The 13,338-nt window shown below is 62.9% G+C and carries 16 protein-coding genes and 1 pseudogene; 8 read left to right on the forward strand and 9 right to left on the reverse strand.

All coding sequences use genetic code 11. The annotated features are described in order from the left end of the window. Nucleotides 1-93: 93 nt before the first annotated feature. A complete protein-coding gene (locus tag CWO91_RS22150; protein WP_130216257.1) occupies nucleotides 94-1,890 on the reverse strand; it encodes a ShlB/FhaC/HecB family hemolysin secretion/activation protein in 1,797 nt (598 codons plus the stop codon). Between the two features lie 130 nt (nucleotides 1,891-2,020). Here CWO91_RS22150 and CWO91_RS22155 point away from each other — a divergent pair, with 130 nt between their 5' ends. Beyond that, complete coding sequence (locus tag CWO91_RS22155; RefSeq protein ID WP_130216259.1) at nucleotides 2,021-3,205, forward strand: FecR family protein; 1,185 nt, start codon at nucleotides 2,021-2,023, stop codon at nucleotides 3,203-3,205. 58 nt (nucleotides 3,206-3,263) lie between these two features. After that, nucleotides 3,264-6,004 (forward strand): annotated as a pseudogene (locus CWO91_RS22160) (EAL domain-containing protein). A 24-nt stretch (nucleotides 6,005-6,028) separates the two neighbouring features. Here the strand turns inward: CWO91_RS22160 and CWO91_RS22165 are convergent. Then, nucleotides 6,029-6,289, reverse strand: coding sequence for a hypothetical protein (locus CWO91_RS22165; protein WP_130216261.1), 261 nt, complete (start codon nucleotides 6,287-6,289; stop codon nucleotides 6,029-6,031). A gap of 265 nt (nucleotides 6,290-6,554) precedes the next feature. On the opposite strand from CWO91_RS22165, the gene rocF reads away from it, so the two are divergent. Both rocF and CWO91_RS22175 read left to right on the forward strand, forming a co-directional pair. Continuing rightward, entirely contained in the window at nucleotides 6,555-7,532 is a 978-nt protein-coding gene (rocF, locus tag CWO91_RS22170) for an arginase (protein ID WP_130216263.1), read from the forward strand. 127 nt (nucleotides 7,533-7,659) lie between these two features. Then, nucleotides 7,660-7,944, forward strand: a complete 285-nt coding sequence (locus CWO91_RS22175) for a hypothetical protein (protein ID WP_130216283.1) — start codon at nucleotides 7,660-7,662, stop codon at nucleotides 7,942-7,944. A 36-nt stretch (nucleotides 7,945-7,980) separates the two neighbouring features. Here the strand turns inward: CWO91_RS22175 and CWO91_RS22180 are convergent, their stop codons facing one another. From CWO91_RS22180 to CWO91_RS22190, 3 genes are all read right to left on the reverse strand, one after another. Further along, nucleotides 7,981-9,297: a divalent metal cation transporter gene (locus CWO91_RS22180; protein WP_165405627.1), complete on the reverse strand. Its 1,317-nt coding sequence runs from the start codon at nucleotides 9,295-9,297 to the stop codon at nucleotides 7,981-7,983. A 192-nt stretch (nucleotides 9,298-9,489) separates the two neighbouring features. After that, nucleotides 9,490-9,675: a hypothetical protein gene (locus CWO91_RS22185; protein WP_130216267.1), complete on the reverse strand. Its 186-nt coding sequence runs from the start codon at nucleotides 9,673-9,675 to the stop codon at nucleotides 9,490-9,492. Between the two features lie 271 nt (nucleotides 9,676-9,946). Continuing rightward, entirely contained in the window at nucleotides 9,947-10,132 is a 186-nt protein-coding gene (locus CWO91_RS22190; RefSeq protein ID WP_130216269.1) for a hypothetical protein, read from the reverse strand. Between the two features lie 615 nt (nucleotides 10,133-10,747). On the opposite strand from CWO91_RS22190, the gene CWO91_RS22195 reads away from it, so the two are divergent. Then, nucleotides 10,748-11,014, forward strand: coding sequence for a hypothetical protein (locus CWO91_RS22195; protein ID WP_130216271.1), 267 nt, complete (start codon nucleotides 10,748-10,750; stop codon nucleotides 11,012-11,014). Nucleotides 11,015-11,116: 102 nt separating this feature from the next. Beyond that, nucleotides 11,117-11,386, forward strand: coding sequence for a DUF6894 family protein (locus CWO91_RS22200; protein ID WP_130216273.1), 270 nt, complete (start codon nucleotides 11,117-11,119; stop codon nucleotides 11,384-11,386). Here the strand turns inward: CWO91_RS22200 and CWO91_RS22205 are convergent. Together CWO91_RS22205 and CWO91_RS22210 are read right to left on the reverse strand one after the other, a co-directional pair. Continuing rightward, nucleotides 11,380-11,592, reverse strand: a complete 213-nt coding sequence (locus CWO91_RS22205; protein WP_130216275.1) for a hypothetical protein — start codon at nucleotides 11,590-11,592, stop codon at nucleotides 11,380-11,382. The genes CWO91_RS22200 and CWO91_RS22205 overlap by 7 nt on opposite strands. Beyond that, nucleotides 11,589-11,789 (reverse strand): hypothetical protein, encoded by a 201-nt coding sequence (locus CWO91_RS22210; protein ID WP_130216277.1) that lies wholly within the window; start codon nucleotides 11,787-11,789, stop codon nucleotides 11,589-11,591. The genes CWO91_RS22205 and CWO91_RS22210 overlap by 4 nt, the downstream gene beginning before the upstream one ends. 333 nt (nucleotides 11,790-12,122) lie before the next feature. Here CWO91_RS22210 and CWO91_RS22215 point away from each other — a divergent pair, with 333 nt between their 5' ends. Beyond that, a complete protein-coding gene (locus CWO91_RS22215; protein WP_130216279.1) occupies nucleotides 12,123-12,320 on the forward strand; it encodes a hypothetical protein in 198 nt (65 codons plus the stop codon). Here the strand turns inward: CWO91_RS22215 and CWO91_RS43135 are convergent. Continuing rightward, nucleotides 12,292-12,462 (reverse strand): hypothetical protein, encoded by a 171-nt coding sequence (locus CWO91_RS43135; RefSeq protein ID WP_165405626.1) that lies wholly within the window; start codon nucleotides 12,460-12,462, stop codon nucleotides 12,292-12,294. The genes CWO91_RS22215 and CWO91_RS43135 overlap by 29 nt on opposite strands. Before the next feature lie 210 nt (nucleotides 12,463-12,672). Between CWO91_RS43135 and CWO91_RS43140 the strand changes: the two genes are divergently transcribed. Beyond that, nucleotides 12,673-12,816, forward strand: coding sequence for a hypothetical protein (locus CWO91_RS43140; protein WP_165405620.1), 144 nt, complete (start codon nucleotides 12,673-12,675; stop codon nucleotides 12,814-12,816). On the opposite strand, the gene CWO91_RS22220 is transcribed toward CWO91_RS43140, so the two are convergent. Next, nucleotides 12,782-13,338: hypothetical protein (locus CWO91_RS22220; protein ID WP_208753059.1), on the reverse strand; the 557-nt coding region annotated here is incomplete at its 5' end. The two genes, CWO91_RS43140 and CWO91_RS22220, sit on opposite strands and share 35 nt — an antisense overlap.

The following is a 13,338-nucleotide window of genomic DNA, read 5'->3' on the forward strand; positions in this document are numbered from 1 at the left end:
ATCGTGAGCAGGTTACGGGATTAAATTTAGGCAAGTCTGTGAGCAAGGCCGCAAGAGCGCCGCAATGCATGTCTGTGGGGCGAAGCGCAAGGGCTAGAGACAGCCGGCCTTGCCTCGTTCAGGGCAGAGCCGCAGCGCGCTCGACAGTGTGAGCAGGAAGCGCGGGCTGCGGCGCTCGTTGTCCGGCGCCCGGTAGCTCAAGGGAACGGCCACGCCGAGATCGGCCTGGAGATCGTCTGGCAGGAAGAACCGCATGCCCGCCCCGGCCGAGGTCAGCGCGAGGCCGTCGCTCAGGTGGTAGCCGTCGTTCCAGACCGCGCCGGCGTCGCCGAAGGCGTAGAGTTGATAGCCGGTCCAGTAGCGAAAATTGAGCTTCTGGTCGAAGCGCAGTTCGAGCGAGCCGGTAAGACCGTTGTCGCCACTGATCTCGGCCGCGCCATAGCCCCGGCCGAAGGCAGCGCCGCCGAGATAGAATTGCTGCGAGGTGAACAATGGCTGTGATGCCGTCTGGCTCGCCGCCGAGAGCTTGAGTGACCAGGCGTCGTTGAGCGTCTGATAGCGCGTGAACCAGAGGTTCAGCACCGAGAAGTTCGACGACGCGCCGACGCGCGACAACAGATCGTCGTCGAAATGCGAAGCGCCGAAGATGTCGAGGCCCTGCCGGTAGCTCAGAGTCGTGAAATTGGTGCCGCCGAAGCGATCCTGCAGCCTATAGTCTGCGGTCAGGCTCGCCGTCCTGATGTGGTCGTTGTACCAGGGGCCGTAGAGGTCGTGCTCGGATACATTGCTGAAGGTCGTCGCCGCAGTCAGGGTCAGCGAGGAGGACAGCGACTGCAATGGGACGACGCTGGCACGCAGCTCGAACGCCTCGGTGGTGGTGATGTCGCTGTCGAGACGACGAGCATCGCCAGGGCGGACTGCGCTGTACAGGACCGAAGCGCCAAGGCGCACGCCATCGACACCGACCGGCGCGTCATAGGACATCCGCGCGAAACCGAGCTCGTGCGGATCATTGGCAATGGTCGACAGGTTGACCGCGAGCGTGTCGCCGGGCGTGAGGTAGGAGTTGAACGCACCGGTCGCGTAGGTCTGCCACGGACCGACCGAGGAAGATCCGAGATTGTCCATGCCGAACGACGAGAAGACGTGCCAGGTCTTCAAATAGACGATCAGGCGGAAGCGGCCGGTCGCACCGCCAATCTCTTCCAGCGCGGTGTCGGTGATCCGGACGCCCGGCCTGCCATTGATGAGGAAGAGCTGGCGTTCGAGTGTTGCCAGGCGCGACGGCTGCTCGGCCAGAATCGGCCCGAGCATCGGCCTTACGCCGAACTGTTCGGCGCCGTCGCCTTTCAGCTCGGCCTGCACGATGGCGCCTTCGATCACCTGGATCCGAACTCGGCCGTCGGCGATATCCTGCGGTGGCACGATCGCGCGGCTCAAATGGAATCCGGCTTCGCGATAGAGATCGCTGATCGCGCCGGCAATCGCGGCGAGATCCGCTTGCGAGACCTTCTTTCCAAGATAGGATTGATAGGCTGTAGCGATGCGATCGCGGGAGACGGCGTGCGCGCCGATGACGTCGATTCCGCGCAGCACGAATTGCGGCTTGGTATCACCGCCGGTGTTGGGTTGGCCGACCGTCGGTAGCCTGACCGGGGGGCGGTTCAGCGTTTCCCGCTCGGTTTGGTTTTCAAAGTACTTCTCGGGCTGGCGCGGATCAAAGCCTGGCTGGTTCGCCTGCTGCGCGAAGGACTGCGGAATTCCCGTAAAAATCGTTGCCAGCAGTACCGATGTGGTAAGGAAGTGTCGCTTCTCAATACGCGCAGCGAACGTGTCTCCGTAGTTTGACGGGGATTTGCCCATAAGGCGGTAAGGGTTGGTTAGCCGCATGATTTTCCATAGTTTTTCATGGTCAATGATTGGTTAATTCGGCTTCTCGGCTCGCCACTTCCCGCTAATTTTCTCTTGAGTGATTTCGGATAGGCCTCAGGTCTGGCTGTAACGCGGGCTGAGGATTGTCATGGTCGGTAGAGTTGGAGTGCGGCGCGCCTTGCTGGCAGCGCTGATCCTTGGAACGGCATCCGGTGCATTCGGCGCGGAGAATGGCGTCTGGTCGGTCAGCAAGGCCACCGGCGAGGTCTGGGTCGCCACTAACGGCGCGCAGCAGGTGTCCTTGAATCAGGAGGAGGCGCTCAAGCCTGGCGACACCATTCGCACCGGCCGCAACGGCCGCGTGCTGCTGGTCCGCGGCGAGGAAACAATCCTGATCTCCCCCAACTCGGTCGTCGGCTTGCCGGCCGAGAAGAAGGAGGGACTCTCGACCACCATCATCCAGCAGGCTGGTTCGATCCTGCTCGAGGTCGAGAAGCGCAACGTCAAGCATTTTGAGGTCGAGACGCCTTACCTCGCCGCCGTCGTCAAGGGAACGCAGTTCAGCGTCACGGTGGGTGCGGGCAGCACCAAGGTCAGCGTGCTCCGCGGCCAAGTTGAAGTTTCCGACTTCAAGACGGGACAGATCGCCCAGGTCATGCCGGGGCAAGTGGCCACCGTCTTCGAGCATGGCAAGCCTGGTCTCGGCCTGAGCGGTGCGGGGACGTTCAATCCGATCGAGCAGGGTAAGCCCCGCGCCTCCACCATCGAGCGCATTCCCGTGCCGAAATCGGGACTGTCCGCACCGCGCAATGCCGCAAATGGCCATGCGATTCATGCGCTCGGTTCGATCGGCAAGGGGATCAAGATGGTCGGTGCGCCGATGCGGTCGCATCAGGCGACTGGGGGGCACGCCCCCAAGGCCGGCGTCGTGCGCATATCGAGCTCGCTCGGCGAGGTCAAGCTGAATTTCCACAAGGTGACGCGCGGGCTCGCCCATGGCGCCGTTGCCCCCGGACAGGTGCGCAGCGCGAATGCCAGCACAACTACCGAGACAGTCTGGAGCGATGGCAAGGCCAGCACGCAGGCATCCAACAGTGTCGTCCAAACCGCGGCAACGACTAGCGGTGCCGCAACAGCTGGCAGCAGTGCCTCGTCGGGCGCAAGCGCAGCGATAGCCAATAACGGAAACTCCGGTGGCAACGGCAATTCCGGTAATGGCAGCACCAATAATGGCAACGCCAACAATGCCGCCACCGGTAACGGCAGGGGCAACAACGGCGATGGGCGTGGCGGCGGTAACGGCAGCAACGGCCACGGCTACAACAGACACTAAGGCGATTTCCTAGGGGATGAGGGGCTCGCCGGTTGAAGCGGGCGCGGGGGAGGATTGGGTGAAACGCTATCGGCCGCATATTCTGGTTGTGATCGCGCTTGCGGTCGTGCTGTCCACGGGGTGGCATGGCGCGCTCCGCAATGCGCTCACCGACCTGCGGTTCGCCTGGCAATCGCGTGCTGCCAGCGGCAATGTCATCGTAGTGGCCATCGACGCGCCCTCGATCGACCAGATCGGAGTGTGGCCCTGGCCTCGCCGGCTGCACGCGGAGCTTCTGCATAGACTTGAAGCTGCCGGCGTGCAGGATGTGGCCTTCGACGTCGATTTCAGCACGCCGTCGGATCCGGCCTCCGACGAGGCTTTCGTCAAGGCGCTTCGGGACGTCGGCGGCTCGACGGTCCTGCCATCCTTCAAGCAGCCGGCGCCGAATGGCGGCGCGGCTTACATCAATCATCCCATGAAGCCGTTCAGCAACCAGTCTTGGCCGGCCGTCGTCAATGTCGCGGTCGAATCCGACGGACTCGTGCGTCGTTATCCGTTCGGCGAGAAGCTCGGTGACGCCTTGTTGCCGTCGATGGCCGTCGTGCTGGCTGGGCAGGACGCCAATCGGCGGCCACCCTTCCTGATCGACTTCAGTATTCGGGCGGCTTCCATCCCAAGTGTCTCCTATGTCGACGTGCTGCGCGGCGATGCCGCGACCTTGGACAAGGTGAGAGGCAAGAAGATCATCGTTGGTGCGACGGCGCTCGAACTGGGCGACCGGTTCAGCGTTCCGAATGGCCGCATCGTCTCTGGACCCGTCCTTCAGGCGCTCGCGGCGGAATCGATCCTCCAGAACCGGATGCTGCGCTGGACCTCCGATGCCGGCATGATGCTCGGCCTCGGCCTGATCTGCCTCTTGATGATCACTTCGTGGCGCCGCTTCGCACCGGGACTTCGCGTCGCAATCCTGATCGCAGCCGGTGCTGCCATCGAACTGGTCGCGACCCTTGTGCAGGCGAGATGGCCCTTCGTCATCGATACGTCGCTGTTCCACATCGCGATCATCGCTTATCTGACGGCGATCGCGCTGGACGAGATCGATTTCCGCAGCCTCCTGGGGCGCATCGCCGAGAGCCGCTTCCATCGTATCGCGATGTCGCTGGGCGATGGTCTCGTCTGCACAGACGAGGACCACCGGATTACGGTTTGGAATCCCGGCGCGAGCGCCATCTTCGGCTACCTGCCGGCCGAGATGATCGGTCGCCCGTTCGAAACGCTGTGCGCCGTGCCTGCGGACGGCGACGCGAGGCCGCCCATGCACGATGCCGCGCGCCAGTCGCTCCTGGTTCCCGGTGGCGCCGTCGTCGTCGAGTTCGAAGGGCGACGCAAGAACGGCGAGACATTCCCAGTCGAGGCGAGCTTCTCAGGCTGGCAGGGAACGGACGGCTTCCAGTATGGAGCGATCCTGCGCGACATCTCGGTGCGCAAGCGCGAAGCCGAACGCGTCAGGTATCTCGCCGAACATGATGCGCTGACAGGTCTTGCCAACCGCAACATGCTGCATGCGTCGCTCGCCAGTCTGATCACCGCGGCAGAGCATCGGTCTTCCAACGTCGCGCTGCTCGTGCTCGGGCTCGACGGCTTCCAGCAAATCAACGACATGCTCGGGCATGCCGCGGGCGACCGCGTGCTGCGGGCGGTCGCCGAGCGCCTGACGGCCGATTCCGGCGCCGGGGCGATCGTCGCGCGCCTCAGTGGCGACGAATATGCCATCGCGCTGGATTGCGCGGACGCCCGCGAGCCGATTGCCGAATTCACCGAGCGAATCGCGCGCGCGTTCGAAACGCCGCTCGCTACGGGCGCAAGGCAGCACCGGGTCAGAATCAGCATCGGCGTTGCCGTCCATCCCGACGGCGGGCGAAACGCTGATGATCTCCTCGGTAACGGCCACCTTGCACTGACCAAGGCGAAGCTGACGCGGCGCGGCAGCCACGTGATCTTCGAAAGTGCAATCAGGCAGGAGCTGGAGAACCGGCTAAGGCTCGAGAGTGAATTGGCGCTTGCCGCGGATCGCGGCGAATTCGAACTGTTCTATCAGCCCCAGGTTCGTCTGGTCGACGGCAGCCTGGTCGGAGCCGAAGCGCTCATCCGTTGGCGGCACCCAGTGCGCGGCTACGTCTCGCCTGCGGAGTTTATGCCGGTGGTCAACACTTCGGCTCTGTCCGAGCGGATCGCGAACTGGGTGATGGAGACCGCCTGCCGTCAGCGCGCGCCTGGGAAATATCCGGCAACGAGGTCCGCGTGGCGATCAACCTGTCGCCGTCCCAGCTTGATTCCGGTGACCTCGCGCATTCGGTTGCCGAATTGCTCGATGCGACGGGGCTGACACCCTCGCTGCTCGAACTCGAGGTCACCGAGGACATCCTGTTACACGACGAGGCCCGCGTGCTCGACATGTTCAAGCGGATCCAGGAGCTCGGCGTCCGCGTCCTGTTCGACGATTTCGGCACCGGCTATGCGAGCCTGAGCTATTTGAAGAAATTTCCGCTCGATGGGCTCAAGATCGACAGGTCGTTCGTCCTTGACCTGCTCACCGATTCCGATGATGCCGCGATCGTCGGCTCCACCATTGGTCTCAGCAGGCAGCTTGGGCTCACGGTCGTAGCTGAGGGCATCGAGACCCGCGCCACGGCCGACTTCCTGATCAGCATGGGATGCGCGGAAGGGCAGGGTTACTTCTTCGGCCGCCCTATGCCTTCCGAGGCGTTCGAACGGCAGTTCCTCACGATCGAGCGCGCCATCGTCAGCGCCGCCTAGACGGGCGGCTATCGGGTAAAGTCGCTAGCGCCGGCGCGCCACCGCGACGCCGAACAGGAAAGCAACGAACAGGCTGGTGAGCGGCGCTTCGCGCGTAATCGCCGCAACCGTCGAGAGCGGTCGACCCGGCTTTCGCGCTTCCTCGATCGCAGAGGTAAGACGGTCGACCGCTGCATGCAGGCCTCCGGCGACTTCACCGATCGTGCGGGATACATCTGTCGCTGCATCGATGGCGCGTTCGGCCATACCAGGTTGGGGATTGGACTGCGGTATCTCGGTGCTCAAGCGTGCGATCTCCAGGCCCGATGATGGAGACCGGCACCTTTGGCTATCCGCGCGAGCGCTCGTTTTGAACAGCGGGTCTGACGACCTTTGGCTATCCGCGACAGGCGCCGTGGTTTACATTTACGGCGGGTGCCGGCCTTGGATGGCAATTCGGCGCGGGGGATTTTGTTCCGGGATGATATGCCCACGGCGGACCTCCCCGGGAAACGACGGGTGCGAATCTCTGTTAGGCTGATGGTAGCCTTGCTGACATCAGGAGATTGCCGTGACCGATCGGATCGTGACGGATCGACCCCGGCGGATCGCCTTGCTCGGCGCTCCCATCGACATGGGAGCTTCGCAGCGCGGTACCTTGATGGGCCCTGCTGCGCTCCGCACCGCGGGCCTTGCGACACTGCTCGAGAGCCTCGATTTTGAGGTTGTCGACTACGGCGATCTTTCCGTGGCTGAGGTCCGAGACCTCGCCGACAAGCCGCCCGAGAAAGCCAATCACTACCGCGAGATCCAGCGCTGGACGCGCGTGCTAAGTCACAGAGGCTATGAGATCGCGAAAACCGGCGCACTGCCGATCTTCCTCGGCGGCGATCACACGCTGTCCATGGGGTCGGTCAATGCGATGGCGCGTCATTGGAAGGAACGCGACCGCGAGCTGTTCGTGCTCTGGCTCGATGCCCATACCGATTACAACACGCCGGAAACGACGATCACGGCCAATATGCACGGCATGTCGGCCGCGTTCCTGTGCGGGGAGCCTGGCCTCGACGGATTATTGGGCGATGATCCGCGCGCCTCGATCGACCCCGATAGGCTCGATCTGTTCGGCGCGCGTTCGGTTGACAAGCTCGAGAAAGAGTTGATGCGCGCGCGCCGGATCAGGGTCATCGACATGCGCCAGATCGACGAGTTCGGCGTCGCCGTGCTGATCCGGCGCGTCATCGAGCGCGTGAAGGCGAGCGGTGGCGTGCTGCATGTCAGCTTCGACGTCGATTTTCTCGACCCATGTGTGGCTCCGGGAGTCGGCACCACGGTGCCCGGTGGCGCGACCTATCGCGAGGCGCATCTGATCATGGAGCTGCTGCACGATTCAGGGCTGGTGGGGTCGGTGGACATTGTCGAGCTCAATCCGTTCCTCGACGAGCGCGGCCGGACCGCGCGTACCGCGGTCGAGCTGATTGGTAGCCTGTTCGGTCAGCAGATCACCGACCGGCCGACGCCGAGCAATGCCATCGCGCCGGGCGAGTGAAACCGGTTTGAACCGAAAAGGAGCGTATGTTCCCCGGCCTGGCCGGGAACTTGCCGGAGCCAGGGCGGGAACTAGGGGGACGCAATTGAATTAACCTGCGATAGGATAATTGCGGACCCTTCTGATGATGACGGCTGATCGTTTCGCGGATTCCATCTCTACGGCGCTTCGTCATCCCGGCGTGATCGCACTGATCGTGGCGGGCCTGACGATTGCAGCGATGCTGATCGTCGACCACGGCCCTTGGAGCCGCGCCAAGACCCAGCCGGCCCATATCGCGATGTACGCGACCACCGGGGAAGCTGCGCGCGCCGCGGGCGCTGCCGTGCTTCCGACCGAACCGAAGTCGCCGGTCGAGCCGGCACGGCCGGGGCCGAAGACGTCACCGACCGTCAATCCCGTGACACCGTAGCCTTATCGCTCTTCCGGGTCTCCTTCGTCCCTCTCATCAGCCGATCACGGACGAGCCGAGCAGGGCGAGGACGGCGAGCGCCATCAGTGCGGTGCCGAGCCAGCCCAGCGCGATCAGCCATGAGCGGGCCTTGAAGCGGCCCATGATCGTACTGCTCGAGACGATCAGCATCATCATTGCCATGATCGGGACGGCGACGATGCCGTTGAGCACTGCGCTCCACACCAGCATGTGTATCGAGTCGATCCCCGTGAAGCCGAGGCCGAAGCCGATGATGGTTGCGGCCGCGATGATCGTATAGAAGCCGACCGCCTTCTCGGGCTTCGCCTCCAGCGTGGCGCGCCAGCCGAAGATTTCGGCGACGCCGTAAGCCGCCGAGCCCGCCAGCACCGGGATCGCCAAGAGGCCCGTGCCGATGATGCCGAGCGCGAACAGCGCGAACGTGAAGTCGCCGGCGAGCGGCCGCAGCGCTTCGGCGGCCTCCGTCGCCGAATGGATCTTGGTCACGCCGTTGGCATTCAGCACCGATGCGGTGGTCAGGATGATGAAGAAGGCGATGCCATTGGACAGCAGCATGCCGGAGATGGTGTCGGCCCGGATGCGCGCGAGCACGGGATCGCCGCCGCTCGGCAGATCGCGCAACGGCCTGTCGTGCTTGCCCTGGTTCATCTCCTCGACCTCCTGCGAGGCCTGCCAGAAGAACAAATAAGGGCTGATGGTGGTGCCGAGCACGGCGACGACCATCAGAAAATAGTCGGCGCTGACATTCGCCTTGGGCCACACCGCGGCGAGCAGCGCCGTGCTCCACGGGATCTGCACGGTGAAGGCGGTGGCGACGTAGGCAAACAGCGCCAACGTGAGGAATTTCAGCACCGGCGAATAGCGGCGATAGGGCAGGAAGATCTCGAGCAGGGTCGAGCCGGCCGCGAAGATCAGCGCGTGTTCGTGCTGGAGCCCGCCGATCACGAGCGCCAGCGCCTGCGCCATCGCCGCGATATCCGCCGCGATGTTGAACGTGTTGGCGGCGACGAGCATGGACACGAGCGCGAGCACCGCCCAGCGCGGCGCCAGCTGCATGACGTTGGCGGCGAGACCCCTTCCGGTGACCCGGCCGATCCGGGCGCTGACGAGTTGAATCGCGATCATGAACGGCGTGGTCAGAAACACCGTCCAGAGCAGCCCGTAGCTGAATTGCGCGCCGGCCTGCGAATAGGTAGCGATGCCCGAGGGATCGTCGTCGGCCGCACCGGTGATCAGGCCCGGCCCCAGCCTTTTCAGCAGGGACGGCGCGGACTTGCTCGAGGCGTCGGCGCTGCCATGCTTGGCGGGTCGGTGTTTCGATCGGGTCGACAGGGGCAGGCCTTCCGCAATTTCGAAGTCAACGATTAAGCCCGATTATAGCCGGAAAGTTCCCGCGCCGGCTGGGATTCTATTCTGATAATGCGAATTTCGTTTGACTCGTCGGGCAAAACAGGTGTAGAAGTGGATCATCGCAAGAGCCCGTGGATGTGCATGCCGGCGGCTCGCCGGCAGGTCTCCTCGGCGCTATTTGATGCTGACGAACATGCCCCAGGCCGCGGCCAGCGCGGCGCCCGTAAAGACGAGCACCGGATTGTCGCAGAACGCGCTGCCATAGCGGCACACGTCTGCGCCCAACTGGCCGAGCTCATGGCGGCTGGCGGAGTAGAACAGTCCCGACAGCCCCATCAATGCAGCGGCGACGTAATACATCGGTGGTCTCTCCGAATCTGTCCCGATTGCGTCGTCCGCAACGGGAGCAAAAGCGACATGTCCCAGCATGGCGCGAAGAGATTTCGTTCCGCCAAATCCGATGTGCTGGATTTAGATAAAGTTTGACGGGAGTGCCGATCGTTCACGATGCGGACAGACGCTATCCGCCTGAAAGCAGACCTATTCTGCTCACATTGAGTTTTGTCGCTTGTGGACCCATAGCTGTCTGCGGGCCTTGCAAAATGCGGGTTCGCTGCAGGAGTGCCAGGCTTTAGCTGATAATCTCCTTGACCTTGATGCCGCGCAAGGCCTCGATGCAGTCAGCTACCAAATGCAAGAGCTCTTGCCGCTTTATGCTTTTCACCTGACGGCCTTCCATATTGATGAGAATGAATCTCGCCATGTCGTAGGCGACTTCAAACTGCGATTTGCCGGTAACCTCGATTCTTTCGGCCATTTCGCTCCCCGCTAGTTGTAATTGGAAAGTAGGAGCCTATTGGAAAGCGCGTGGCCAAGTCGAGTCTGTCATCCTTTGCGGTTAGATCATATCGGCTTAAACGTCCGCTGGCGCGGCAACCTCGAAATGCAGAGCATTAAACTAGTCAGCTTCTGGCCCATCATCTGTGATCTCGGAGAATGTCCGCTCTTCCGCCGTCGGCGGTTGACGGTGCCGCCGCTGCGAACGCCCTCCGCGTAGCACGAGGCGGTTCCCTGGAGACGCCGGCTTGGGTGAGCGCGCCGACGATGCCGCCCGTGGCCGCGCCCGCGGCCGCGCCGGTTCGACGATGCGATGCCGCAGCACCGTTCGCGGGGATCTGCGTCCAATTGTGCACACAAGCAGGCTGGAGATGATGTGAAGCCCGCTCACGAAACACGGCTGAAACAATCCTGAAACTCGATTGTCCTGAACTCCTCAGCCGCGGGCCCCGACCAACGAAGCGAAAAGGAGACAATCATGATCCAGATCGGTTCGAAGGAAGAAGTCGCGTTGCTCTTGGCGCTGTTCGGCACCCACACTCAGCCGGTCAGGAAGCCGAAGCCGAAATCCTCGCGCGGGTGAGGCGTGATTCCCATGCCGGGTTTGGCCGATTGCCAGAGCCTCCTGCGTCTCTTGATCGCGAGGGGAGATCCCCAGGCGATCCCGCTCGCCGAAAATGCCATCGATCAGTATCTTGCCATCACGCCGGCCGGCGCGCGCGGGCGCGGCCTGCGCGAGCTCCAGCGCGACGCACGCGACCAGCACGGGGCTGCGGTCGGCGTGCAGCGCTCGTTCGCGGAGACGGTGGACGCCTACATCACACGCAAGCTGACGGAGGAGCGCGTGGGCGCCGAGGGGTGACGGGTCTCGCGCCCGGAACAATCCGTTGATTCAATCGAGTTTTTTCGTTCCGCCGAGCAACCTTTGGCCGCCCCGGGCCTATCAAGGCAAAGGGTTGCCAAGATGCCCCGATACTATTTCGACCTTCGCGACGAGAACGGAATAGCGCTCGACGAGGAAGGGCTGGAACTGGCCAGCACGCGCGCCGTTCAGGCCGAAGCCGCCAGGTCGCTGGCCGACATGGCGCGCGACGCCGTGCTCTCCGCGCCCCCGACAAGCAACAGGCAGACGATGGCGATCGACGTTCGCGACGTCGACGGTCCCGTAATGCAGGTGACGTTCTCGTTCGCCATCGAGAGTTACACGACGCCGTCGCACGCGCGCGATCATTGACGTGTGAGCAGATACGGCGGCTGATCGGGCTCCAGCACGGCGACCTTGCGGCCGAGCTGCCAGACCTCGACATTACCGTGCCGGGTGAACTGCCGTGCGAAGGTGAGGGCGGAGGCGTCGGACGTCGCCTCGAACGCCTCGGCGGAGCGGAAGACGCCGTCATCGCCGACGAGGTAAGCGCGATATTGATGGCATTCATCGGTCATGTCGGGGCCCTCAGGCCGGGGGAATGCAGCCAGGCGTCGATCTGCATCGCCGTCTCGTCCTGCCGCGCCTTGCGCAGCAGCATCTCGCGGCGGCGCCCCGGCGCCAGCGCGCGGGCTTCCTCGCGACAGCGTGCGGCTTCGTCTGCGAGCCGTTCGGTAAGTGTCTTGGTCTGCTTGAAACGACGACGCGGTTGCATGGCGCATCTCCCTTGTTCGACGTAGGGCGGGAGCGCAATCAGGCGTTCTCATCACCGATCTCATGCCACGGGCCGTGCGGTGATGGATTAACCCTACGCCTCCGCTTGTGGGGAGTCAGTATCTTTTGATACGTAGCGAGAACGAATTTTCGAGAGCAAGTTCAGCCGTTTGAGCCAGTTACTCATCTTGAGTGCAGGCCATGCCAAAGTTCGATTTTGAACCAAGGCGACCCGTGATAGTTTACATGGCATCATCGGCCGAGGTTCTGCCCGTAGGCGTCGGTGGCTGAGAGACAGCGCGTGCTCCCGCTTGCAAAGCAAGGGAGCACGGCCATGCCTGATGACGCCAATCACACGAGCCGCATTGACGACGAGGCTGCCGCGATCGCGAAGCAGACCGTGCATATGCGCGACATCCTTGCGCGATCGTTGGTGATCCTGAAGCAGGCGGTGCCGGACACGTTTCTGGGCCGCAAGACCCACGAGCCTTTCCCCTGCGCGCCTAGCTCTTCGCCGGAGCAGAAGCGCTGACTGTCAGCGCGATCGCGACTGTCGGCAGCAGGCCGGTTTGCAGCGCGCGGGTTTGGCTGGCATGGGCGCAAATGGCCTGCGCGAGCGCGCGTTCGCGCATCAGCGCGAGGCGAAGCCGTTCGGCTTCGAGGAGGGGCGGCATCGGCGCGCGCCAACAAGGGATCGGCCATTGATCCGTGCATGGCGGCTTCAACACCTGCCCTGCCGCTTGTTCCTGGTCGCGGCAACTTGCCCGGCGCCCACGGGGTCGTGAACCAATCGTGACGGCCATGGCCGTAACGGACCGGACGCCGCAAGAGTATCACCGGCAACCCGCAAGAAGCGGGGAGCAGCCAGGGGAAGACCACGTCCAATGCAAGCAGCCTTCAAAATCGCCGAAGCCGGCGGCGGATCCTATCGCCTTCTCGCCATCCTGCGCTGGGTCATGGTGATCATCTTCGTCTCGTTCGGCATGCAGAAATTCACGCCGCGTTATTCGGTGGCACTGGCGATGTGATGGATTTGATGTTGACCCTCAACGCGGCGCTGGCGAATTCTTGATTGCGCTCCTCAGTGAGGCCAATCGCGTGATGAAATGCAATCGCTGCGTCCAATATCTTTTCGACGTGCGCCCGGAAGGACGGCAGCGTAAACTTATACTCTATGGGGTCGTAGTTTCCATGTCGGTTTCTCTGAATGAAAGTAACTTCGGTCGGCGAATGATCGATAAAAGAATGCGCGAATACGTTCCTCAGGCTTTCGTTCTGGATGACTTTGAGGCTGGCTAAGATCGTCGATTTTTGAGGATCGTTACTGCGCTTTACCAGCGCGGTGAGTAAACGGGCTTTGCGGTTGAAGTCCATTCCGGCGGTCAGAAGATGGGTCTCGTCATCGGGTAGTTCGAGAAACTTTCCAACTGCGCAGTCGATCGCGAGTTCGGTTGCTTGCCAGATGCCGAAGAATCGGCCGAATTCGGAAGTGAATTCGTCGGTAACAGCGAGATTTTTGTCGGTCATAAAGCCCCCCAAGGCCGAAGCTG

The sequence above is a fragment of the Bradyrhizobium genosp. SA-3 genome (genome assembly GCF_004212635.1).
Classification (GTDB): domain Bacteria; phylum Pseudomonadota; class Alphaproteobacteria; order Rhizobiales; family Xanthobacteraceae; genus Bradyrhizobium.

Bases quoted from the DNA above. Each gene is read 5' to 3' on its own strand.
- CWO91_RS22185 (WP_130216267.1), bottom strand. From the start codon at position 9,675: ATGTATTACGTCGCCGCTGCATTGATGGGGCTGTCGGGACTGTTCTAC.
- CWO91_RS22215 (WP_130216279.1), top strand. From the start codon at position 12,123: ATGCCTGATGACGCCAATCACACGAGCCGCATTGACGACGAGGCTGCC.
- CWO91_RS43135 (WP_165405626.1), bottom strand. From the start codon at position 12,462: ATGCCGCCCCTCCTCGAAGCCGAACGGCTTCGCCTCGCGCTGATGCGC.
- CWO91_RS22195 (WP_130216271.1), top strand. From the start codon at position 10,748: ATGCCGGGTTTGGCCGATTGCCAGAGCCTCCTGCGTCTCTTGATCGCG.
- CWO91_RS22210 (WP_130216277.1), bottom strand. From the start codon at position 11,789: ATGCAACCGCGTCGTCGTTTCAAGCAGACCAAGACACTTACCGAACGG.
- CWO91_RS22150 (WP_130216257.1), bottom strand. From the start codon at position 1,890: ATGCGGCTAACCAACCCTTACCGCCTTATGGGCAAATCCCCGTCAAAC.
- CWO91_RS22155 (WP_130216259.1), top strand. From the start codon at position 2,021: ATGGTCGGTAGAGTTGGAGTGCGGCGCGCCTTGCTGGCAGCGCTGATC.
- CWO91_RS22205 (WP_130216275.1), bottom strand. From the start codon at position 11,592: ATGACCGATGAATGCCATCAATATCGCGCTTACCTCGTCGGCGATGAC.
- CWO91_RS22175 (WP_130216283.1), top strand. From the start codon at position 7,660: ATGACGGCTGATCGTTTCGCGGATTCCATCTCTACGGCGCTTCGTCAT.
- CWO91_RS22200 (WP_130216273.1), top strand. From the start codon at position 11,117: ATGCCCCGATACTATTTCGACCTTCGCGACGAGAACGGAATAGCGCTC.
- CWO91_RS43140 (WP_165405620.1), top strand. From the start codon at position 12,673: ATGCAAGCAGCCTTCAAAATCGCCGAAGCCGGCGGCGGATCCTATCGC.
- CWO91_RS22190 (WP_130216269.1), bottom strand. From the start codon at position 10,132: ATGGCCGAAAGAATCGAGGTTACCGGCAAATCGCAGTTTGAAGTCGCC.